Source organism: Mesorhizobium sp. M0293 (genome assembly GCF_040321735.1).
Lineage (GTDB): Bacteria > Pseudomonadota > Alphaproteobacteria > Rhizobiales > Rhizobiaceae > Mesorhizobium.
The window spans coordinates 1-21752 of the sequence record NZ_JAMYSA010000098.1 but is presented as its reverse complement, the minus strand read 5'-3'; the positions used below and the strand labels follow the sequence as shown (position 1 = coordinate 21752).

General features: G+C 60.4%; 20 protein-coding genes and 2 pseudogenes. 9 read left to right on the top strand and 13 right to left on the bottom strand.

The window, feature by feature from the left end; translation table 11 throughout:
* A pseudogene (locus NKJ06_RS27265) lies at positions 1-222 on the bottom strand (UbiH/UbiF family hydroxylase); the annotation flags it as partial.
* A gap of 12 nt (positions 223-234) precedes the next feature.
* Between NKJ06_RS27265 and NKJ06_RS27260 the strand changes: the two are divergent.
* The 8 genes from NKJ06_RS27260 to NKJ06_RS27225 all read left to right on the top strand — a co-directional run bounded on the left by NKJ06_RS27260 (position 235) and on the right by NKJ06_RS27225 (position 8532).
* Positions 235-1167 carry a DUF2182 domain-containing protein gene (locus NKJ06_RS27260; protein ID WP_352635356.1) on the top strand — a complete coding sequence of 311 codons (933 nt, stop codon included), beginning with the start codon at positions 235-237 and terminating at the stop codon, positions 1165-1167.
* Between the two features lie 14 nt (positions 1168-1181).
* Entirely contained in the window at positions 1182-1796 is a 615-nt protein-coding gene (locus tag NKJ06_RS27255; RefSeq protein ID WP_352635358.1) for a DUF1326 domain-containing protein, read from the top strand.
* On the top strand, positions 1793-2611 hold the full coding sequence (gene pcsA / locus NKJ06_RS27250) for a phosphatidylcholine synthase (RefSeq protein ID WP_352635360.1): 819 nt from the start codon (positions 1793-1795) through the stop codon (positions 2609-2611). Before NKJ06_RS27255 ends, pcsA begins: the two co-directional genes overlap by 4 nt.
* A 22-nt stretch (positions 2612-2633) precedes the next feature.
* Positions 2634-3611, top strand: a complete 978-nt coding sequence (locus tag NKJ06_RS27245) for a quinone oxidoreductase family protein (protein ID WP_352635362.1) — start codon at positions 2634-2636, stop codon at positions 3609-3611.
* Between the two features lie 178 nt (positions 3612-3789).
* Positions 3790-5367 (top strand): ABC transporter ATP-binding protein, encoded by a 1578-nt coding sequence (locus NKJ06_RS27240; protein ID WP_352811245.1) that lies wholly within the window; start codon positions 3790-3792, stop codon positions 5365-5367.
* Positions 5364-6494: an ABC transporter permease gene (locus NKJ06_RS27235; protein ID WP_352635366.1), complete on the top strand. Its 1131-nt coding sequence runs from the start codon at positions 5364-5366 to the stop codon at positions 6492-6494. Before NKJ06_RS27240 ends, NKJ06_RS27235 begins: the two co-directional genes overlap by 4 nt.
* Positions 6494-7414 (top strand): ABC transporter permease, encoded by a 921-nt coding sequence (locus NKJ06_RS27230; protein ID WP_352635368.1) that lies wholly within the window; start codon positions 6494-6496, stop codon positions 7412-7414. Before NKJ06_RS27235 ends, NKJ06_RS27230 begins: the two co-directional genes overlap by 1 nt.
* 50 nt (positions 7415-7464) lie before the next feature.
* Entirely contained in the window at positions 7465-8532 is a 1068-nt protein-coding gene (locus tag NKJ06_RS27225) for a BMP family ABC transporter substrate-binding protein (RefSeq protein ID WP_352635370.1), read from the top strand.
* A gap of 139 nt (positions 8533-8671) precedes the next feature.
* On the opposite strand, the gene NKJ06_RS27220 is transcribed toward NKJ06_RS27225, so the two are convergent.
* The 3 genes from NKJ06_RS27220 to NKJ06_RS27210 all read right to left on the bottom strand — a co-directional run bounded on the left by NKJ06_RS27220 (position 8672) and on the right by NKJ06_RS27210 (position 10624).
* The gene (locus NKJ06_RS27220) at positions 8672-9151 is read right to left on the bottom strand and encodes a GNAT family N-acetyltransferase (RefSeq protein ID WP_352635372.1); all 480 of its coding nucleotides are present in this window, start codon (positions 9149-9151) and stop codon (positions 8672-8674) included.
* 107 nt (positions 9152-9258) lie between these two features.
* Complete coding sequence (locus NKJ06_RS27215; protein ID WP_352635374.1) at positions 9259-9495, bottom strand: recombinase family protein; 237 nt, start codon at positions 9493-9495, stop codon at positions 9259-9261.
* A 13-nt stretch (positions 9496-9508) separates the two neighbouring features.
* Positions 9509-10624 carry an acyltransferase family protein gene (locus tag NKJ06_RS27210; RefSeq protein WP_352635376.1) on the bottom strand — a complete coding sequence of 372 codons (1116 nt, stop codon included), beginning with the start codon at positions 10622-10624 and terminating at the stop codon, positions 9509-9511.
* Between the two features lie 196 nt (positions 10625-10820).
* Between NKJ06_RS27210 and NKJ06_RS27205 the strand changes: the two genes are divergently transcribed.
* Entirely contained in the window at positions 10821-11405 is a 585-nt protein-coding gene (locus NKJ06_RS27205; protein WP_352635378.1) for a hypothetical protein, read from the top strand.
* Here NKJ06_RS27205 and rimO read toward each other — a convergent pair.
* The 9 genes and pseudogenes from rimO to NKJ06_RS27160 form a co-directional block, all read right to left on the bottom strand.
* Positions 11387-12700 carry a 30S ribosomal protein S12 methylthiotransferase RimO gene (gene rimO, locus NKJ06_RS27200; RefSeq protein ID WP_352635380.1) on the bottom strand — a complete coding sequence of 438 codons (1314 nt, stop codon included), beginning with the start codon at positions 12698-12700 and terminating at the stop codon, positions 11387-11389. The two genes, NKJ06_RS27205 and rimO, sit on opposite strands and share 19 nt — an antisense overlap.
* A 136-nt stretch (positions 12701-12836) precedes the next feature.
* Positions 12837-13499: a TerC family protein gene (locus NKJ06_RS27195; protein WP_352635382.1), complete on the bottom strand. Its 663-nt coding sequence runs from the start codon at positions 13497-13499 to the stop codon at positions 12837-12839.
* A gap of 183 nt (positions 13500-13682) precedes the next feature.
* Positions 13683-14090: a DUF930 domain-containing protein gene (locus NKJ06_RS27190; protein ID WP_352635383.1), complete on the bottom strand. Its 408-nt coding sequence runs from the start codon at positions 14088-14090 to the stop codon at positions 13683-13685.
* Between the two features lie 56 nt (positions 14091-14146).
* Positions 14147-14845 (bottom strand): DUF2161 domain-containing phosphodiesterase, encoded by a 699-nt coding sequence (locus NKJ06_RS27185; RefSeq protein WP_352811248.1) that lies wholly within the window; start codon positions 14843-14845, stop codon positions 14147-14149.
* A 282-nt stretch (positions 14846-15127) separates the two neighbouring features.
* A pseudogene (locus NKJ06_RS27180) lies at positions 15128-15559 on the bottom strand (sterol desaturase family protein); the annotation flags it as partial.
* Positions 15560-16658: 1099 nt separating this feature from the next.
* Positions 16659-18011 (bottom strand): McrC family protein, encoded by a 1353-nt coding sequence (locus tag NKJ06_RS27175; protein WP_352635385.1) that lies wholly within the window; start codon positions 18009-18011, stop codon positions 16659-16661.
* On the bottom strand, positions 18008-18283 hold the full coding sequence (locus tag NKJ06_RS27170; protein WP_352635387.1) for a hypothetical protein: 276 nt from the start codon (positions 18281-18283) through the stop codon (positions 18008-18010). Before NKJ06_RS27170 ends, NKJ06_RS27175 begins: the two co-directional genes overlap by 4 nt.
* The gene (locus NKJ06_RS27165) at positions 18280-20868 is read right to left on the bottom strand and encodes a DUF8426 domain-containing protein (protein WP_352635389.1); all 2589 of its coding nucleotides are present in this window, start codon (positions 20866-20868) and stop codon (positions 18280-18282) included. Before NKJ06_RS27165 ends, NKJ06_RS27170 begins: the two co-directional genes overlap by 4 nt.
* A 444-nt stretch (positions 20869-21312) precedes the next feature.
* On the bottom strand, positions 21313-21752 hold a 440-nt coding region (locus NKJ06_RS27160), incomplete at its 5' end, for a transposase (protein ID WP_352811240.1).

Genomic DNA, 21752 nt, shown 5'->3' with positions numbered 1-21752 from the left:
TTTCAAGGCAGGGTTCATCAGGGCGGTCGGGCGGCCATCGGGGGCCGTGGCCTCCGGCCCGGCCAGCGTCACCGGGAAACCGGCAGCGGCAAAACCGAGTGCCGCGATCAGTCCTGCCGGCCCCGTGCCAGCAACCAGTATCCGCGCGGTTTGCTCATGCTCCAAGATCGGCTTCCGGCTTGCAATGCGAGGCGGCCACCCGGCCTGCCATTCGATGAGCATATAGGGCAGATCATGCCGCTTGATCAACGCGGCGATTCGGCCCATTCGGATGTCATGACCGGCCAGCAGGACGACTTCAGCCATCTCGACCGCGCCGGCCGCGCCATGGCCACCATCGCGCGCAATCCTCGCGTCACGGTAAACGCCGCTGTCGGGGCTTGTATCCTGCTTGCCTGGCTATTCCTCGCCGCGATGGCAATCCGCGGCGCCGAAGGCGGGATTGCAGGCGTCAGTGCCCCCGGCGACACGATCCTGCGCTATCTGCCGCAACTCCCGCTGCCCGATTTCCTGGAACGGTTCTTCGCGCTCTGCCTGTCGCCGGCGCCGCTGGACGCAAGCCTGCAGGCGGGTGCGCTCGTTTTGATGTGGTTTCTGATGGCGATCGCGACGATGCTGCCTTCGGCCGCCCCGATGATCCGCACTTACTGCGAGATCGCCGATACGGCACGCATCAAGGGCGAGCCGGTCGTCCATCCGCTGGTGCTGGTCGCCGGCTACCTCAGCGTCTGGCTCGCCGCCTCGGTGATGTTCGCGGGGCTGACCTTGGCCACTCATGCGTTTGGTCCGCCCGGTGGGATGCTCGACCCTGTCGTCGGCATTGCGGGTGCGCTGGCGCTTCTGATTGCGGGCCTCTACCAGTTCAGCGGCTTGAAAGACGCCTGCCTGACACGGTGCAAGAACCCGTTCTCGATCCTTTTCGCGAACTGGAGCGCGAGGTCCGTCAGCATCTTCCGGCTTGGTGTCGCGCAAGGCATTTGGTGCCTCGGCTGCTGCTGGGCGCTGATGCTGGTGATGTTCGCCGTTGGCGTCATGAACATCTTCTGGATGGCGTTGATCGGGCTGTTCACCCTGATCGAAAAACAAACGGCGAGCAGGGTTCCAACCCGGCTCGCCGGTGCGATACTGCTTGTCTGGGCAGCCGCGCTGCTAGTAGTCTCGCTGTGAGTGGGGGAAAATCGATGGCAGATCAGAGCTGGGCAATGAAAGGAGAGCTCGTACTCTCCTGCAATTGCACGGTTTTTTGCCCTTGCGTGCTGTCGCTCGGCAATCATCCGCCGACCGAAGGCTATTGCCAGACCTGGGCTGGGTTCCGCATCGACCGCGGTCATTTCGGCGACGTCGATCTGTCCGGTCTCAATCTCGGGCTGGTCATGGAAATCCCCGGTTATATGAGCCGCGGCAACTGGACCGCCGGCCTGTTCATCGACCAGCGTGCCTCGGTCTATGCGGCCAAGGCGCTGACGAAAATCTTCACCGGCAAGGCAGGCGGAACCACCTCGCTGCTCTCCATCCTCGTCGGCAAATTCCTCGGCGTCGAGCAGGTGCCGATCACCTACGAGACGCGTGACAAGACACGTATCTTCCAGATACCGAAGATCATCGACGGGGCGGTGACACCCATCCCCGGCAAGGATCGCGACAAGGATACGGTGATCAGCAATTCGGAATACTGGATCGCGCCCGAGATCATCGTGGCCAGGTCCGACAAAAGCAAGATGCGGGCTTTCGGCCGCAACTGGAATTTTGCCGGGCGTTCGGCGGAAATCTGCAAGCTGGATTGGCGGGGCCCGTGAGCAAGAACACAACCGCACGGAAAGCCGCCAAAAAGATTACCGACCGGATTCCGCGGCCGAAGAAGAAAGTCACATGGCCGCAGGCGAGGGCGTTCTCCGTCCATCTCTTGACCGCGTCGGGCTCGTTCCTGGCCTTCCTGTCGCTGGTGGCGGCAAGCGAAGAGCGCTGGACGGCGATGTTCTGGTGGCTCGGGCTGGCGCTGTTCGTCGACGGCATCGATGGGCCGATCGCCAGAAAGCTCGAGGTCAAGGAGATCCTGCCGACATGGTCGGGCGAACTGCTCGACAACATCATCGACTACGTCACCTACGTCCTGATCCCGGCCTTCGCGCTTTATCAGCGCGGCTTCATGGGCGAGGGCCTGTCGTTCCTGTCGGCGGCGATCATCGTCGTCTCCAGCGCCATCTACTATGCCGACACCGGCATGAAGACGAAGGAGAATTTCTTCAAGGGATTCCCCGTGGTCTGGAACATGGTGGTGTTTACACTGTTCGTCATCGAGCCCGGACAATGGGTCTCGTTCGCGGTGGTGGTGATGGCCGGCATTCTGACCTTCGTCCCGATCAATTTCATCCATCCGGTGCGGGTGGTGCGGCTGCGGCGCATCAATCTTGCGATGACCCTTTTGTGGTGCGCTTTCGGCGCGCTTGCCCTGGCGCAAGCGGCCCTCGCTGCCTTCTACGATCAGATCGGCGTGCTGGGCGAGCAGGTCAGCACCTTCACCAAGATCGGTATCACCATCACGGGGCTTTACCTCGCTAGCATTGGTGGCATCATGCAGTTCTTTCCAAATCTCGGTGCCAAAAAGGCCTGATCAGCCAGAGGAAGCCTAGCCTATGTCCAAAGCGATCCGCATCCACGCCCATGGTGGCCCGGAAGTCCTGACCTATGAGGACGCCGACCCCGGCCAGCCGGGAGCAGGGCAGATCCTGATCCGGCACACGGCGATCGGCCTTAATTTTATCGATGTCTATCATCGCTCGGGCCTTTATCCGCCGCCCGGCGGGTTCCCGCTTGTCCCTGGCGGCGAAGCCACCGGCGTCGTGCTGGGAGTCGGCAAGGGCGTTGAGTGGCTGAAGCCGGGCGATCGCATCGCCTATGCCGTGACGACAGGGGCTTACGCGCGAGAGCGCGTCATTGACGCCAGCCGCGTCGTCAAGGTGCCGGATGGCATCAGCGACGAACAGGCCGCCGCGATGATGCTGAAGGGCATGACCGCGGAATATCTGCTGCGCCGGGCGTTCAAGGTGAAGGCCGGCGACACGATCCTGTTCCATGCCGCGGCGGGCGGTGTCGGATTGATCCTCGGCCAATGGGCCAAACATCTCGGCGCAACCGTCATCGGCACCGCCAGCTCGTCCGACAAGATCGAACTCGCCAAGGCGCACGGCTTCGACCATGTCATCAACTACAAGGAACAGGATTTCGTCGCCGGCGTTGCCGCCATCACCGGCGGCAGGAAATGCGACGTGGTCTACGATTCGGTCGGCAACGACACGTTTCCGGCCTCGCTCGACTGCCTGAGGCCGCTCGGCATGTTCGTCAGCTTCGGCCAGTCCTCGGGGCCGATCCCGCCGTTCAGCATGTCGCTGCTGGCGCAGAAGGGCTCGTTGTTCGCAACCCGGCCGACGCTGTTCGTCTACAATGCTAAACGCGAAGACCTCGAGGCCTCCGCCGCGGCCTTGTTCAAGGTCGTGCTCAGTGGCGCCGTCAAGATCAGGATCAACCAGCGCTATGCGCTCAAGGACGCCGGCAAGGCGCATTCCGACCTTGAGGGCCGCAGGACCACAGGGACGACCATTCTCATTCCCTAGGGACCGATTACAAACTCTACTCCGGCGGCCAAAACAGTCTCTTTGTCCGTTCTTCCTTGCTATCGCTTGAATTTCCGCTGAAATTCTTGAAGCTCTTTCAAGACGCGTGCCGCTTTCCGATGAGAGCCGGCCGCGCCTACCATGCTTGCGGGAACACAGAACATGTCTGGCTAGCCAGATGGGAGGCACTGTGAGTGCAAATCAGGACGGCACGAACCTGCTCGAGGTCCGTGGCCTCACCAAGATATTCGGCACGCTGACAGCGTGCGATCATATCGATCTCGACATCGCCAGGGGTGAAATCCACGCTTTGCTCGGCGAAAACGGCGCCGGCAAATCGACGCTGGTCAAGATGCTGTTCGGCTCGCTGGAGCCCAATTCCGGCGAGATTTTCTGGAACGGCCAGGCGGTCAGGATTTCCAGCCCCGGAGTCGCGAAAAAACTCGGCATCGGCATGGTGTTCCAGCATTTTTCGCTGTTCGAAGCGCGGACCGCGGCCGAAAACATCGCGCTGTCGCTGGATGACGGCTCGCCGATCAGCAGCATCGCGGCAAAGGCGAGGGCGCTTTCCTTCAGCTATGGCCTGCCGCTCGACCCTGAATCGCTCGTCGGCGACCTGTCGGTGGGCGAGCGCCAGCGTATCGAGATCATCCGCTGCCTGCTGCAAACGCCGCAGCTCATCATCCTTGACGAGCCGACTTCGGTGCTGACGCCGCAGGAAGCCGACAAACTGTTCGAGACGCTGGATCGTCTGCGTTCGGAAGGTAAATCCATCCTCTACATTTCGCACCGCCTCGAAGAGGTCAAACGCATCTGCGACCGCGCCACCGTGCTGCGTCACGGCAAAGTCGTCGGCCACTGCAACCCGCGCGAGGAAACCGCTTCGTCGCTGGCTCGCATGATGGTCGGCAACGAGGTGCAGGCGGTGGTGCGCGCACCCGTCGAGGGCATCGCCACGGCCCAGCCGCTGCTCGAAATCCGCAACCTCAGCCGCAAGCCGGCAACACCGTTCTCAATCCCGCTCAAGAACATCAGCCTGAACGTCCGCGCCGGCGAGGTGATCGGCATCGCGGGCGTCGCCGGCAACGGCCAGGGCGAGTTCTTTGAATCCGTCTCCGGCGAAGTATTGCAGCAGGATGCCGCCTCGGTGCGGATCCGCGGCAAGAATGCAGGCAATCTCTCCATCACCGGACGACGCCTGCTGGGCGCCGCTTTCGTCCCGGAAGAACGCCTCGGCCACGGCGCCGCGCCGCGCATGAAGCTTTCGGAAAACCTGCTGCTGTCACGCCATGCCACCGACGGCAAGGCCTTCGTCGGCGGCGGCGGAATGGTCAACAGCGCGGCCATCTACGCCGCCGCTCAACGCATCATCGAGGCGATGGACGTGCGCAAGAGCGCGCCGGATCCGGAGGCGGCGGCACTTTCGGGCGGCAATCTGCAGAAGTTCATCGTCGGCCGCGAACTCGACCGCCGGCCAAGCGTCATGGTCGTGAACCAGCCGACCTGGGGCGTCGACGCAGGTGCCGCTGCCCACATCCGCCAAGCCTTGATCGAGTTGTCGCGCAGCGGATCGGCGGTGCTGGTGATCAGCCAGGATCTCGACGAGCTGTTCGAGATATCGGATGCGATCGCGGTCATGCACAATGGCGCGCTGTCCAAGCCGATGCCGATCGCCGAAGCAACATTCGAGAAAGTCGGCTTGCTGATGGGCGGCGCCGAACCCGGTCACGCCGAACACACGATGGAGACGGCATGATGCGCCTCGAACTCGTCAAACGCCCGCAGCGCTCCGCGCTGTTTTCGGCCCTGTCGCCGTTCATCGCCTTCGCGCTGACGATCATCGCCGGCGCCATCATGTTCGCGCTGCTCGGCGTCAATCCGCTGACCGCATTCCGCATCTACTTCATCGAGCCGATCAGCCAGGTCTGGCAGTTGCATGAGCTGGCGATCAAGGCAGCGCCGCTCATCCTGATCGCCGTTGGCCTGTCGGTCTGCTACAAGGCCAACATCTGGAACATCGGCGCCGAAGGCCAGTTCATCCTCGGCGGCATTGTCGGTTCGATCATTCCGGTGCTGTATCCGCAGTTCGAAGGCCCGCTGGTGCTGCCGCTGATGCTGTTGCTCGGCATGGTCGGCGGCGCGGCCTATGCCGCGATCCCGGCTCTGCTCAAGACCCGCTTCGGCACCAACGAGATCCTGACCAGCCTGATGCTGGTCTATGTCGCCCAGCTTTTCCTCGACTGGCTGGTGCGCGGACCCTGGCGCGATCCGCAAGGCCATGGCTTTCCGCAGACCATCCAGTTCGGCGATTCGGCCGTGTTGCCGGAGCTGATGCCGGATGCGGGGCGGGCGAACTGGGGCTTTGTCTTCGCGCTGATCGCCTCGGTGCTTGTCTGGATCCTGATGAGCCGCATGCTGAAGGGGTTTGAGGTGCGCGTGCTGGGCTCAAGCCCGCGGGCAGGGCGCTTCGCTGGCTTCGGCCTCAACCGCATGGTGTTCTTCGCCTTCCTGCTGTCGGGTGCGCTGGCAGGGCTTGCCGGCATCTCCGAGGTCTCCGGTGCCATCGGCCAGCTGCAGCCGGTCATTTCGCCCGGCTACGGCTTCACCGCCATCATCGTGGCGTTCCTTGGCCGCCTCAACCCGCTCGGCATCGTCGCCGCCGGCCTTGTGCTGGCGCTGACCTATCTCGGCGGCGAAGCAGTGCAGAGCGCGCTCGGCATCTCCGACAAGGTGGCGCGGGTGTTCCAGGGCATGCTTTTGTTCTTCGTGCTCGGCTGCGACACGCTCATCCACTACCGCATTCGACTGATCGGCCTGGCGCTGACCAAACAGGAAGGTCCCGCGAAACTCGAAGCCGCGCCGAAGCTGAAGGAAGCCCGTTGATGGACATCACCGTAAACATCCTTCTGACCATCGCCACGGCGGCAACGCCGCTGCTGATCGCGGCAATCGGCGAACTGGTGGTCGAGCGCTCCGGCGTGCTCAATCTCGGCGTCGAGGGTATGATGATCATGGGCGCCGTCGGCGGCTTCGGCGCGACCTATCTCACCGGATCACCCTGGATCGGCCTTCTGGCGGCAATCGCCATGGGTGCCGTGTTCTCGCTGCTGTTTGCCGTCATGACGCTGTCACTGGCCACCAACCAGGTGGCGACCGGCCTGTCGCTGACGCTGCTCGGCCTCGGCCTCTCCGGCATGATGGGCACCAGTTTCGTCGGCCAGCCCGGCGAACGGCTGCCCAACCTAGACATTCCCGGCCTGACCTCGATCCCTGTGATCGGCAGATTGCTGTTCGGGCAGGACCCGATCTTCTACATTTCGATTGCGCTCACCGCCGCCGTCATGTGGTTCCTGTTCAAGACCCGGACCGGCCTGACGCTGCGCTCGATCGGCGACAGCCACACGTCGGCCCATGCGCTGGGCATCAAGGTCATCCGCTATCGCTATCTCTCCGTGATTTTCGGCGGCGCCTGTGCCGGCCTCGCCGGCGGCCACCTGTCGCTGGTCTACACGCCGCAATGGGTCGAGAACATGAGTGCCGGCCGCGGCTGGATCGCGCTGGCTCTGGTGGTGTTCGCCTCGTGGCGGCCATGGCGGGTGCTGGCCGGCGCCTACATCTTTGGCGCGGTGTGGATCGGACAGCTTCATGCACAGGCTTTTGGCATTCCAGTGCCTTCACAGTTCCTTTCTTCGCTGCCCTATCTGGCAACCGTCGTGGTTCTCGTTCTAATCTCGCGCAACAAGCGTCTGACGATGATGAACACGCCGGCTTCTTTGGGGCAGCCATTCGTTCCGGATCGTTGACAACAAAAACAAACGGGAAGCTCCAAGGCTTAACTCAGAGAGGTAACACAATGAAAAAACTGCTTATTGCCCTGATGACCACGACCGCCGCCATGTCGCTGGCAGCGACGGCCGAGGCCGCGGACAAGCTGAAGGCCTGCTGGGTCTACACCGGCCCGATCGGCGACTTCGGCTACTCCTACCAGCACGACCAGGGCCGTCTCGAGGTGGAGAAGGCGCTCGGTGACAAGGTCGAGACTGCCTATCTCGAAAACGTCTCGGAAGGCCCCGACGCCGACCGCGCTTTCGAGCGCCTGGCGCGCGAAGGCTGCAAGATCATCTTCGGCACCTCCTTCGGCTTCATGGACCCGGAAGTGAAGGTCGCCAAGAAATTCCCCAAGGTGATGTTCGAGCACGCAACCGGCTACAAGACCGGTGACAATCTCGGCATCTACAATGCGCGTTTCTACGAAGGCCGCTACGTGCTCGGCCAGATCGCCGCCAAGGAATCGAAGGCCGGCGTAGCCGGCTACATCGTTTCGTTCCCGATTCCCGAAGTGGTGATGGGCATCAACTCCTTCATGCTCGGCGCACAGTCGATCAATCCGAACTTCAAGGCCAAGATCGTCTGGGTGAATTCGTGGTTCGATCCGGGCAAGGAAGCCGACGCCGCCAAGGCGCTGTTCGACCAGGGAGCCGACATCATCGTCCAGCACACCGATTCGACCGCTGCCCTGCAGGTGGCGGAAGAGCGCAAGCTGCATGGCTTCGGCCAGTCCTCGGACATGATCAAGTTTGCGCCGAACGCGCAGCTGACCTCGCTCACCGACGAATGGGGCCCGTACTATATCAGCCGGGTCCAGGCAGCCCTCGACGGCACCTGGAAGCCCGACAATGTGTGGCTCGGCATCAAGGATGGCGCGGTCAAGCTCGCGCCTTTCACCAACATGCCCGACGACGTGAAGGCGATGGCGGAAGCCACCGAAAAGAAGATCGCCGACGGCTGGAACCCCTTCACCGGGCCGATCGCCAAGCAAGACGGCACGCCGTGGCTGAAGGATGGCGAAGTTGCCGACGACGGCACGCTGCTCGGCATGAATTTTTATGTGAAGGGCGTCGACGACAAGCTGCCGCAGTAAGCAACGCGAGATATCAATGAAGAGGGCGCCACACGGCGCCCTTTTTCATTCGGCTGGTTGCGTCCCTGCTTGTGACGAAATCTCGCGAGCCCGACATAGAGGGGATCGGTTCCGGTAGGGGCGAAATGACACCCTGGGTTCACTTCGACACGAGCGGTTTGCTCATGTTGATTCCGGTTACCTGAAAGCCCGTGACTTCATAAACATGCCTAGCGCGTTTGTTGTCGCCAGCCACTCGGAGCTTTATTTGTTGAAAACCTTTGCGTTTCAGGTCGTTTTCAAGAACTTCTAAGGCCTGCTTACCGAGGCCTTGACCCTGATAAGCAGGAAAGATGTGAAAATCGCTGATGAATGCCGCGCGCATCGTCGGATCCTGTTTGTACCACAGGTACCCAATAAGCTTTTCAGGGGTTCCGGTCGGATCGATCACGCACAGCAAGACGTGGCCGATCGTATCGACGCCGTCAGGTAAGTCAGATGCGATTTCCTGTTTCGCTTGTGCAAGAGACTCGTTATCGGAAAGCCGATAGTTCGAGGCGATCTCGGACGCGTAGTCAGGAATAAAATAGTCGAGATAGGCCAAAAACTCGCTGTCTCGCATCGGCCTTAACGAAATCATTGAGTAACTCCTTTATCGAGTTTGCTGATACCGAGATCTCAGGCGATCCAGCGATAGCTGCGGCCTTTCGTTATCAAGCCGTCACCTTCGGTGCCAGCCGGTCGGATTTAGGACGTTCCCCCGCTTGACGACCGAGCTCCTGTCGCGAGCCTTGGCTGCGGCGAGACCAGATTGACCGGCTCACTGATCAGATCGCGTTCGAACCCGGCAATGCCGGAGAGAAAGGTCGCCAGTATGCGTCCGTGCAGCGACGACAGATCGAACGCCATGCCGTTCATGGCGCCCCATGTGGACAGTTCTGTGACAAGCACCGCATCGGTCAGTCTGGCTTGTGCAAGCGCCATGACTTTTTTGCGCTCAGCACGATCCAGCTTCGTGCCGGAGCCCGTCTCTTTGAATATCGCGGCCACGTCGTAACCGATCAACCGCGAGGCCGAGGCAGATCCTGAGCAGCCGCTGCGCGGGTCGTTCGCAGGTGCGCCAGATCGCCCACGACACGAAGACCATGAGCGCTATGCAGCCAAAGGCGGCAAACCATTTGCCGACCAGAGGTGCCGCGGCATTGATGGCGAGATAGCCGATATTCTGGTGCAGCAGGTAGAGCGGATAGGTCAGCCCGCCCAGCGCCAGGGTGAGCGCCGACGGCCTGACACGATGGCGCAGCAGCACCGCGCCGATCAAGGCCGCGTGCATGACGACGTTGGCGACGACGAGATTGGCCGAGGAGACGGCAATGCCATAATGGCCCTGCATCCAGTGCTGCGTCACCGACAGCGTGCCGCAGGAGATCAGGAACGATGCAGCAAGCAGCAGCAAGGCCGGCAGCGAGCGGCCATGCGCATGGAGGTGGTGGAGCAGCACGCCAGCAGCGAAGAACGGTCCGAACTCGGTGATGAACAGCAGCCTGGCAGCACCGCTGCCGATGAAGAATTCGTTCCAGGCCGAGATGGCCAGCCAGATGAAGATCAACTCCAGCTTGCGTTTCTGGAACAGCCCCGTGAGGAGGGCCAGCGTCACCCATCCGTAGAACACCAGTTCAAGCACGATCGACCAGTAGACGCCGTCCATGAAGGATTGGCCGAAGGCCGGTGCGAACATCGACAGGTTGGCGGCATACTGGCTGAAAGAGGCTGGAAGCAGCGGTGAGCCTGCCAGAAAAACAATCGCGAAAGTGATCGTCATGCAGAACAGGAAACCCGGATAAAGGCGAACGAAACGCGCGATCGCAAATTGGTCCCAGCGGCGGTTTTCCGCCGACCAGGCAATGACGAAACCGCTGATCAGGAAGAACAGATTGACGCCGAGATAGCCGTAGAGGGCGAACGGCGCGGCAAGCGGATATCCCTCGGTGAGAAAGCCTTCGGCGGCCGCGCCGCGAAAGAAATAGTGAAAGAACACAACAACCAGCGCCGCCGCCAGCCTGAGCAGGTCCAGCGTCGCGATATAATCCTGCCGGGCAGGTCTGGTGTCCATTCGAGTTCCCGCATTTACGATCCGGAAACCATAGAGCGGATCGCGACTGAGCGGGTTAAAAGGCCGGAACTATCGCTGAATGTGGTAAATCTGCGTGGCTGGATCGCTGGACTATCGCCGCGCCTCAAGGCTTCGGATGGAAACTCGACTGAGGCTGCAAATCGGAAGCCGAGAACGTCCCGGCTCCGACGATGACATGTCCGACAGGTACCGTTATGTCGCGCGCAACGCCGGCACCCTTCAACAATCCCGCGCGCCGGTCGGAATCGGGTTCCCGGAAGCTCCCGCCGGCTTCCAGCCTGCATCCGTCGGCGGTGACGGCACCGAGGATCTGGCTGCCCGATCCAAGCGTGGTCACGCCGAAGACCGCCGCACTATTCGTATACCGCCCGCAATCGCCGATTTCGATCGCCGCGCCGGGTCTGTTCGCCTTGGCGGTGAAACCGCCTTCTCCGAATTGGTTACGCGAACCAATTCGGATTTTGCCCACGGATGCATCGACAAGGGTATTGGCGTGAAACGTATTGTCGTCCCCGATTTCAAGCACGCCGCTGCCGGTGCAGAACAGATAGACGCCGGGGAAGAAAATGTTTCCACGGCCGACGATCGCGCGAGAGGAGATCAGCACCGAACAGGGATCGTAGATGATGTTGCCGCGCCGCGAGAGGCCAATCACCTCATCTATCGAAAGCAGGCCCTGCTCGCGCCGGACTTGATCGAGGTGGTCGGACAAGGACGCGCTCATCAGCCCGAGGCCAACCGTCAGACCGCCGAACCGTAGAGATCGTAAGCATCGGCGCGATCGATCTTGACGGTGACGATGTCGCCTTGACGCAGCGGGCGGCGCGACTGGATGTGCACCGAGCCGTCGATCTCGGGCGCGTCGTATTTGGTGCGGCCCTTGGCCGACGTGCCATGCGCCTCGTCGATCAGCACCGGCAGGCGCTTGCCGACCTTCTTGGCCAGTTGCGTCGCCGAAATCTTCTGCTGGCGCTGCATGAAGCGGTGCCAGCGCGCCTCCTTGATCTCCTGCGGGACCTGCTCGAGACCGAGATCGTTGGAGCGGGCGCCCCGGACCGGCTCGTATTTGAAGCAGCCGGCGCGATCGATCTTGGCCTCGTCGAGCCAGTCGAGCAGCATCTCGAAATCTTCGTCGGTCTCGCCGGGGAAGCCGACGATGAAGGTCGAGCGGATGGCGAGATCCGGACAGACCTCGCGCCAGCCGCGAATGCGCTCCAGCGTCTTTTCGCCATGTGCCGGGCGGCGCATGTTCTTCAACACCTGCGGCGAGGCATGCTGGAAGGGAATGTCGAGATAGGGGAGGATCTTGCCATCCGCCATCAGCGGGATGACGTCGGCGACATGCGGGTAGGGGTAGACATAGTGCATGCGCACCCAGATGCCGAGCTTGCCCAGCTCCTCGGACAGATCGAGGAATTTCGCGCGCACTTCGCGGTCGCCGAACATGGACGTCTGGTACTTGATGTCGATGCCGTAGGCGCTGGTGTCCTGCGAAATGACCAGGAGCTCCTTGACGCCGGCCTTGGCCAATTTCTCGGCCTCGCGCAGCACATCGGCGGCCGGCCGCGAAACGAGGTCGCCACGCAGTGCGGGAATGATGCAGAAGGTGCAGCGGTTGTTGCAGCCTTCGGAAATCTTGAGATAGGCGTAGTGGCGCGGCGTCAGCTTGACGCCCTGCGGCGGCAGCAGGTCGATATAGGGATCGTGTGAAGGCGGTGCGGCCTCATGCACGGCCGCCATCACGCTCTCATAGGCCTGCGGTCCGGTGATCGCCAGCACATTGGGATGCCTCTCGCGAATGACATCCGGCTCGGCGCCGAGGCAGCCGGTAACAATGACCCGGCCATTCTCCGAAAGCGCGGAGCCGATGGCGTTGAGCGACTCGTCACGGGCGGAATCGAGAAAGCCGCAAGTGTTGACGACGACAAGGTCGGCCCCGTCATGCTTGCGTGCGATCTCGTAGCCCTCGGCACGCAGGCGCGTGATGATACGCTCCGAATCCACAAGGGCCTTCGGGCATCCAAGACTGACAAAACTCACGCGGGGAGCGGACATAGAGGGTTTTCCGGGCTTTTCAGGATTGCCGGCGCAGTACCACACTTATTGCGGCATTGGTATGGGCACGCCTGCGATGCGGCAAAACGCACTGCGGATATGCTTTTCCGGATCGAAGACGCGGCGGACAGCCGCCTCAGCTGACCGCGCCGTTTACATGCGGCCAGACTTCCACCGCACCACGATAGACCATGTCCACCGCGACATAGAGGATGATCAGGAGGCCGACATAGGCGATCCAGCGGTGGCGCTGCAGCAGTTTTGCGATGAAAGTCGCGGCGAGGCCCATCAGCGCGATCGACAGCACGAGGCCGATGACCAGCACCGGAAAATGATCGCGCGCGGCACCCGCGACCGCCAGCACGTTGTCGAGCGACATCGACACGTCGGCGACGACAATCTGCAAGGCTGCCTGGCCGAGCGTCTTGCGCTTCGCCTTGCCGGCCACCGCTTTGTCGCTGTTGAGATCGGAATTCGACAGCGCCTCGGTCGCTTCCAGTTCATCGGCATGGGACGTGCTCAGCTCGCGATACATCTTCCAGCAGACCCACAGCAGCAAGATACCGCCGGCCAGCAGCAGGCCGACGATCGCCAGCAGCTTGACGGTGACCGCGGCAAAACCGATGCGCAGCACCGTTGCCGCCAGCACGCCGATGAGGATCGCCTTCTTGCGTTGGTCAGCCGGCAGGCCGGCAGCGGCAAGGCCGATGACGATCGCATTGTCGCCGGCCAGCACGAGGTCGATGGCGATGACCTGGAGCAGGGCGGTCAGGCTGGCAGCGCTGAAAAAAATGTCCATCGACCGGAAGCCCTTGCTGATTTTGCCGAGTGTTCGTCGATTATCCAGAGGCCCTAACTTGGTGGTCCCTTGGCGTCAAGGGATCACGCGTGGTGACGTCACTGAAGCATCGTTACGGCAAAGTCGGATCAAAGGCTCCGCGACGGTCGCCGGCAGCGGGGCAAAACCATGGCCGATCACAAATCAATCGTAGAGATTATACTTTGCCCAATCGGCTTCCGGAATCTCGTCGCCGATCCGGTAGCGGAGCTGTAAAACTTCCATATGGTCGGGCGCCGTCTGGCACTTGAATTTCAGCCGGTACCATTGCCCCTTGCTGCGAAACGCAGCGCCCGGGCTTTTGATTGCATCCGCGCCCATTTCGGGCGTCGCGAAGGCATAGGCGACGACGCGATCGGCTTTGAACTTGCGATCGTCGTGGGTGATCCGGTCGAGCACTTCGGCGTCACAACGCTGTTCAAGACGGGTTTGGGGATCGAGTTTCAACAGACCGGCGCGCAATGCACTGTCCATTGCGTTGGCTGGAAAACTCAGTGTCACTGACGCCAAGGCGGTCATGCAGAGCTTCTTCATGGGCGGGACTAGCAACATATTTTGTCGGATAAATCAACCAAGCGGACCGCCTCGAACCCCGCAGGCGTCATCAATCAAATGGTCGAAGCGTTCAAAATTGCGTGTCGGGATTCATCGTGCGATGCCTGTGGCCAACGGACCAGCGAAGCACGGCCGGCATCCGTGAGATCGTAAAGACCGCGGTCGACGCGCGCGAACCAGCCATAGACATTGTGCTGCAGGATTTTCGACGCGATCGGCGTCAACGCCTTCAGATCGCGCGGCCGCCTGGGTCCGTCCACCATCGCGGCAGCGCAGGCGAGGGCGCTTTGCCGATAGGCCGGCATGATCGGATTGCGCGATCCTCCTCCCGCAACGGGGGCGCCGCGACGGCGCTGGTGCTCGTCGACCAGGCGGGAGCGCCGGCGCGCATTCTTGCGCGGCGCCAGCGCGATCGGGCTAAGAAGCACCTCGACCCGGTCAGCCGCGGTCACGCCAAGCAGGCCGAAGCCAAGGCGACGGCAGAGATTGCGAAACCTGGCGTCGCTTTCACGGCCCTTGCCCCGGGCCGACATGCGTGCGGCCAGCCACACCTCGTCGCAGACCGTCGCGCGATCGACACCTTGCAGCACCAGCTCGAGATTGAACTGCAGCTTCAGTTCGCAGATGACGACGACGGGCGGCTCGCCCTCGCGTAGCGCGACGATGTCGCAGCCGCCGATCTCGCCTTTGACGACGAAGTCGAGGCTTTCGAGGAACCGCTTCACCGGCGCATAGAGTGAGGTCTCGTTCATGCCTCGAAGGTTTAGCCGATTCGACGCAAAAAGCCTCCCGCGGGGGCGGCGCCTGACGGCCCGCCCGAAAACCGTCGATGTCAGGCTTCGGTGCTCGGCGCTGGTCGATTCAATGGCTTCCCGCGGGGGCAGGAGCGGATAGCCGATCTGACCGAAATAGGTGGAGGGGATCGGATCGTCGACGCCATATTTCTCCGGCACCTTGTCGCCGGTGACATTGTAGGTGCCGAACATCATGTCGAGGAAAGGCAACTGCCCGGCGAAGTTCTTGTCATAGGCTTCGCGCTGGTTGGCATGGTGCCAGCGATGGAACTGCGGGCTGGCGATCAGCCATTTCAACGGGCCGAACGGAATCCGCACGTTTGAATGAACAAGCAGGGTGTGCCCAAGGTAGATAATCGAGAAGACAGCGATCGAAGCTTCGGAGAAGCCAAGGAAAAAGATCGGCGTCAGCGATATTGCCTTTGTGACGATGGCGTCGACCGGGTGATTGTGGAAAGCACCGAGCCAGTCCAGATCCTCGATGCCGTGGTGGATCGCGTGGAACTTCCAAAGCGCCGGGATTTTATGGAAGGCCCGATGTGCCCAATAGACGCCGATGTCGGCGATCAGGATGATTTCCGCAACCTGGAGCCAGACGGGCTGACCGCTGACGGCTTGCGTTATCGATTGCGGGACCAGAATTGCAGCGGCGCCGAGGGCACCGGCCGCCATGATGGCGATGGCCACCTTTACGATGAAGCCGTTGAACAGCAGATAGATCAGATCGACAGCCAGACCCTTGCGGAAGATCTTCTGCGGCCGCTCGGCAAACAGATGTTCGAACGGAATGAAGATCAGCCCGCAGATCAACAGTGCCTTAATGCCAAAGATATCCATTCAATCGCCCCGGCGCGCCATCTGCGCCACTGAGAAGAACCACATCTTCCCTTTCCAAAGGCTGAAGGCTCTGTGTTCGCGCAGAGGCGCCGCCATCATGAATGGTGGATGGGGAGCTAAAACAGAAACTATCAAACTATTGATTTCATTAAAATTTCTTCGGATTTCGGTGGGACAAGTGGATCATAACAGCGAACTCTGAAAATGATTGGAACATCAATGTCTTAAGGGGTTCTCTCGGCACTCTTAGCGTTGTCAAAGAACATACAAAGGAGATCATATCGCTTTACGAGAGCGGCTTGGGGGCAGGGTCGGATTGCCAGAATGATTGGAATAGGAGCAACTTCTGTCCATCGCGTTCTTGTCGCATCGGGCATCGAAAGGCGACCGACAGGTGGCCAAAAGAAACGACGTTCATAGCGTGTTTGCGGGAACGGTGCAGAGGTTTAGCGCCGAATTCAAATGCGGCTTTTGAACGAACGAATCCTTTTGCCGCCGCGCCCGCAATGACTAATTCCTTCACGGATGCCCGCCACGGGGGCGGCGTATGCTGACACGAGATTGTGACGCATGATGGAGTGGAAGCAGGGGAGTGGTTCTTCAGAACCTCAATTTCTTACGGCGCTCTAAGTCGCAAGTGCACCGAGTCTGACAGCCGAACAGCGGATCTGACACGCGGACCGCATCGATCGCCTATTATCGATGCTTTTGCTGGTTGGCGCCGCGCTTCAGGCATGTTCTCATACTGACAATGCCGCTCGCTGAAGTCGCCAGGTCGCGGGTTTTCCTTTGCCCTCACTCCGGGAGTTACTGTGATCGAACTTGACCTTGACGTGGAGCGAATCCTTGGAAGGCTGTGAGGAATGGAAACGGCCGCCGCGCGAGTGGCTCGAAGCCAAGACCCAATTCGCCATCGTCTTCGGCGAAAGGCTCGTCAGCCAGTGACGAAACCGGTCTCGCGCATAGAATTCCTGACAGTCCCCACCATGGCTGGTAAAATCAATCCTGCCAGTCGCTGAACAATTGCAGCCTCGCCAAGCACAAGATCGACACTTGCAATCCGTAGCCGCTCATTGCCCTCAAGCATCCCATAGGCTGCGTCTAGGGTCTCAGCACCGAGGCCAGCATGATGAGGGTAGAGCAGCATCACTTCAGGGCAACGGTAAAGCCGCGCGTAGGCCATCATCTGATAGACATCGGCCTGCGAGACGCCGCGTTTGGCATCTTCGGGATTGCGCCCGATACGCTTCCATTTCGTGTCGATTACCATGACGGTTTGGCCGTTGCGCTTGATGAGGATATCGGGGGTTGTTTGGAATCGCCTCCTGCCAGCCTCACCTTCCTCGATCAGGCAGTAGAGTAAACCGCCCTGCGCATGCACGGTCAGCTCGCTACCCCGGAGCGCCCGTCGGGCGAGTGCTGCGATGTAGGCCTCGAACAGATCGTTCATGGCGAAAAGCAACGTAATCCCCTGACCGCCCCTCGCATCGTGGTTGGTATGTTGCCATTCGCGCCTCAAGAACATCGTTGCCAGCCTATAGAGCGTCTCCCAACGTCGGCTGGTGCGGTCGATGCGCACTAATGCCCAAGGCAGTGCGCCGACGGGAACATCGCTCACATCGGCCAGAAGTAAGCGCAGCTCATCAAGTCGGCGCTGGGTTTCAAGCGTCCGCGCATGGCGACGCAACATTAGGACGCAAGCCTTCATGATGCGCAGCAACGGCGTATCGGGCATCAACGAGTCGAACCGGCATGCGAGCCGATCGGGCCGCACCGCATGGTGCGTGAACTGGCGAATGACATCCAACCGCCCGCGCAGCGCGGAAAGATCTTGGTTCTGGTCCAGATAGGCGAGCGGCAGCCCGCGCCGGGCTTCCACCAGTAGGCGGTCGGCAAACAGGCGGATCAGAATATCGAGCAGTGTATTTTTCTGGCGCCCCATAGCCAGTACCTGTCCGTCACCCAATTTGAGACCAAGCGCGACATCGAGCATGGTGACAAGGCGTGTACGGACCGTTTCATCGTCCTCATTGGCCTCGGCATCGATCTTTGGCAAAATCTCGAGACTGCAACCCGGGGCGGCAATCACGCCTACAACCTGCTGCGTGCCTATTTCACTGTAGCGATCAACCAGGATATTGGTGCCGGCGCGGTTTGCCAAAGGATGCGACCGTGCAGCCGTCAAGAGGGTATTCGCCTCTCTGCGCGTGAAATTCTGTTCGGATACCTGCCCGCTACCGTTGTGGATGCCAACACGCCCCCACTCGTGAACGGTCAAATGCGTCATGGATGAAACCGCGCGATTACGCGTTTGGCATGGCGGGTTTGATCTTGCGGGAATGGTGCTGGCCATTCACGCCATGAACATGCGGCAACCGGTGGCAGCGCACCGAGATTATCCAGAAACGAGCCGAAGCCGTTGACGTCAAGGGCTGAGCTGCTTTGTGGGCTGCCAAATTTGCCCGATTCCAGTTCCTGTCCGGGAGGAGCACCAAGCGCCGGCGCAACGCGCTCGACGGGAAGGCCGAGGGAAAGTTGATTGGCAGGGTCCTGCATCATTCACTTTCTACTTCCTGCGCTCCTGCTGCCTTGCCGAGCAAGCGATTGAAAGCGTCCGGCTGGAAGGGGGAAGGTACCGACCAGCTCGATAACCGATCTCCTTCGATGCCCGGCGGTGGGTCGAGTTTTTCCTCTCGGATAAACCCGTGCCCAAGTACAGCCGCGACCCGGCTCCAGTCCTCGAAGAAATATTCCTGCAGCAGCGGGATCACCTTCTCGCGCATGGCCGCATGAACCTGCTCAACTGTTACACAGCCAATGAAAAAGGCGTGGCCGATACGATGTTCGCGATCGATCAGATATTCGATCCGCTTGTTGATGGTGATGAGCACGCCGACTAGGTCAATACCTGTCCGTTGGCTGGATTCTGTCAACAAGCTGGGCTCCGGAGCCATTTCCCGGAAACGAAACCGCCGCCGCAGTGCTGTGTCCAGCAAGGCGATGGACCGGTCCGCCGTATTCATCGTCCCGATGATGTGGAGGTTGGCGGGGACCGAAAAGGAACGCTTGGAGTATGGCAGCGTCACCGACAGGGCGTTATCCATACCCGCACGCTTGTCGGGCTCTAGCAGGGTTATTAGTTCACCGAATACCTTGGACACATTGGCGCGATTGATTTCGTCAATGATAAGAACGTGAGGCAACAGCTCACCCACGGCTCCCTGGCCACTTGCATCTGAAACCAGACGCGCGATCAGTGGGCGATTCAGTTCGGAATCCTTGAGCCTGTAGATGGTTTTTTGGATGAACTTGGGTGAGTAGAGCTCGCCGACGTCCAATCCATTCGTGTCGTGCCACAACCATCGCACCTTGCGGCGGTGGCAATATCTACCGTCAGGACGCGGAGCATACTCATACTCGCCTTCTACGATGCCAATGGCCCTGAACCGGTTGTTGCCCTTGGAAACAATCAGGACATCGCCGATTTCAAGCTGATTTCGGAAAACATCAGGCGATTGAACCAGCCCCTTATTGGGCGTGATGTCCTGATCGGGAAAGCGCTCCTTCGTCGCCGCAAGAATCTCGTCCCGATCGCCGAACCGTGGATCGCTCCAGTCTATATCGCTGAAGCCAAATAGAGCGTAATCGCTTTCGATGGATTCCGTATAGACGTAATCGAAGGCAGAATTAGCTGCTTCGCCAAGTGACATCTTGTAAATCGCCCGGTCTGCAAGACTTAAAGGCTTGCTGTCGACCACCAATTCTCCGGTCTCTGCACGCTCGGCAATCTGGCGGAAGACGCCTGATTCTGGCTGCAGATGGAAGCCGGCGGGCTCCCCGTTGCTATTTACGATAGGAACGGGCCGCAAGCCCTCGACAAAGTCCTCATAGCCGTAGCTCTGGTGGAAAGTGACAAAGCTTATCCGCTTTTCCGCAACCAGCGTGTTGTAACGCGCCATAAGGGCTGTATGCCCCTCTTCTGTTTCGGGGAAATCGGCCTGACCATCACAAAGAGCCACCGCTTCCCGCGCCGTGTGATAAGTCTTGCCGGTGCCTGGGGGGCCATAGAGGATGAGGTTGGTGGGCATCTTCATGGCAGTGCCTTCACTGTTGTCACGGGCCGAGTGGCGATAATCATCGGGCCATTTGCCAGGCCGCTGCGGGCTGTGGGGCAGCCAATTTCGGATGGAGCTTTCTGCTGTAGCCATGGCAGCTCCGAATCTTTCGGCGGCTTCTGCATTGAGCTGGTAATCGCCGACAAGACCAAGCAGCTCATTCTGATGGCTGAATCTCAAAAAGGGGCCGGCTGTTCTGAACCGTAGCGAGCCAATCGTCCCTTCGGCACGATTGCCATGCGAAGATTTACGGCCGAACCTGATCTGCGGGATATCGGTATGATACCAGTCAAACCCGATCGCGTTGACCGCACGCGCCATTTTGCAGAATGCCGCACGCTGTTCGCTACTCCACGCCGGTCGCCGCGCCCGAAAATCGGCATTACCATCGAACCGCGCAAGAAGTTGCTCATCGCTTATCGGCATTTGAGCGGACAGATCATCGGCCAAGGCGAAACGATAGGTCATGTTGCCCCCTTGTCCGCTTGCTGGACCTGAGATGATTTCAGGTTCGCCCAAACCGGCAATTTCCCGGAACTTTTTCTTTTCAATGACTTGGCAGACATTGGGCATCTGGTTGGACAGTCCCAACTCCTTGTGCACGTCACCCGCCCTGATCGTTATGGTGGGATCGCCACGACGCCGAGCCGGATCGACGTAACGCTCAATCAAGTGCTCACGTATTAGGTCGGCCTGGACCTGCTTTTCCTTGGCTTGGCGCCGATTCTCGACTTCATAGCCCAAACGACGGAACTCGGAATGAATGGGGCCTCCCTCCGCATCCCGGAAGGTATCTCTTTGACCCTTCACCTTAATGTCCGGGTTTCCGGGAATTGAGCTGTAGGCGACCAGGAAGATCGCTTTGGCCGGGTAACGTTCCTGCGCTCCGGGACGGAATACGACATAGTCGAAATTGGTGGCAAAACCATACTCCTGCATGAAGCCGGTGTCGCCCCGGTCATACTCCTGCATGACGGCTTCGATCGAATCCCTCGTCAGCAGGACATCATGCCTGTCGTCTTCTTTCACTCTGTCAGCCCCCACTGCCGGCTCAAATCGGAAGAGATTGCAATCTGAGATCTTTCAAAAACTGGTATTTGCTTGGTCACGCTCTCGCCTTGAGATCATGCGGATTGAGGCAACATAAGTCCATGCTTCGGACGAGGCGATTGAATCCAATATAACCTCGCGCTCTTTGCTTTCGCGAACCGGAGATCGGGAATAGCGCACCACGCCGTCTCGTGCGTCGTTCAAGCTGGCGAAGTGGACTTCCCGCCCGAGGGTGCTCGCTACTCAAATGAGTGTTTTTCTCCTCTGTCGGATGTACAACTAATTTGGTGCCAAGATCCTTAAGAAACAACCGGAGGATTTGGGGTCTCGTCACCTCTAACCAAGACTAAAAGGGATCGTGTCCCGCTGCGTGGTGTAGCTGACGGCTTGGTCGCCGCGCTCTCCGGCATGGGGCCGGGCTGATCAGCGTGCCACGGCTGGCAGGCTGATCAGAGGATCATCGCTCATTTGGCTGATGGTTTCCAGCGTCATGTATCTGGCGCGCTGCACGGCCCATTCGTCGTTCTGTTCGAGCAGGATAGCGCCAACCAGGCGGACGATGGCGCCATCATTTGGGAAGATGCCGACGACCTCGGTGCGCCGCTTGATCTCGCCGTTGAGGCGCTCGATCGGGTTGGTCGAGTGCAGCTTGGCGCGGTGCTCCTTGGGGAAGGTCATGTAGGCAAGCACGTCGGGCTCGGCATCGTCCATGATTGTCGCCAGCTTCGGCACCTTCGGCCGGATCTGGTCGGCGACGGCGCGCCATTGCGTGCTTGCGGCCCCGGGCGTTTCCTGGGCGAAGGCGGTGGCGATGAAAGCGGAGACGACGCGGCGCCCGCTCTTGCCGGCATGGGCCAGCACGT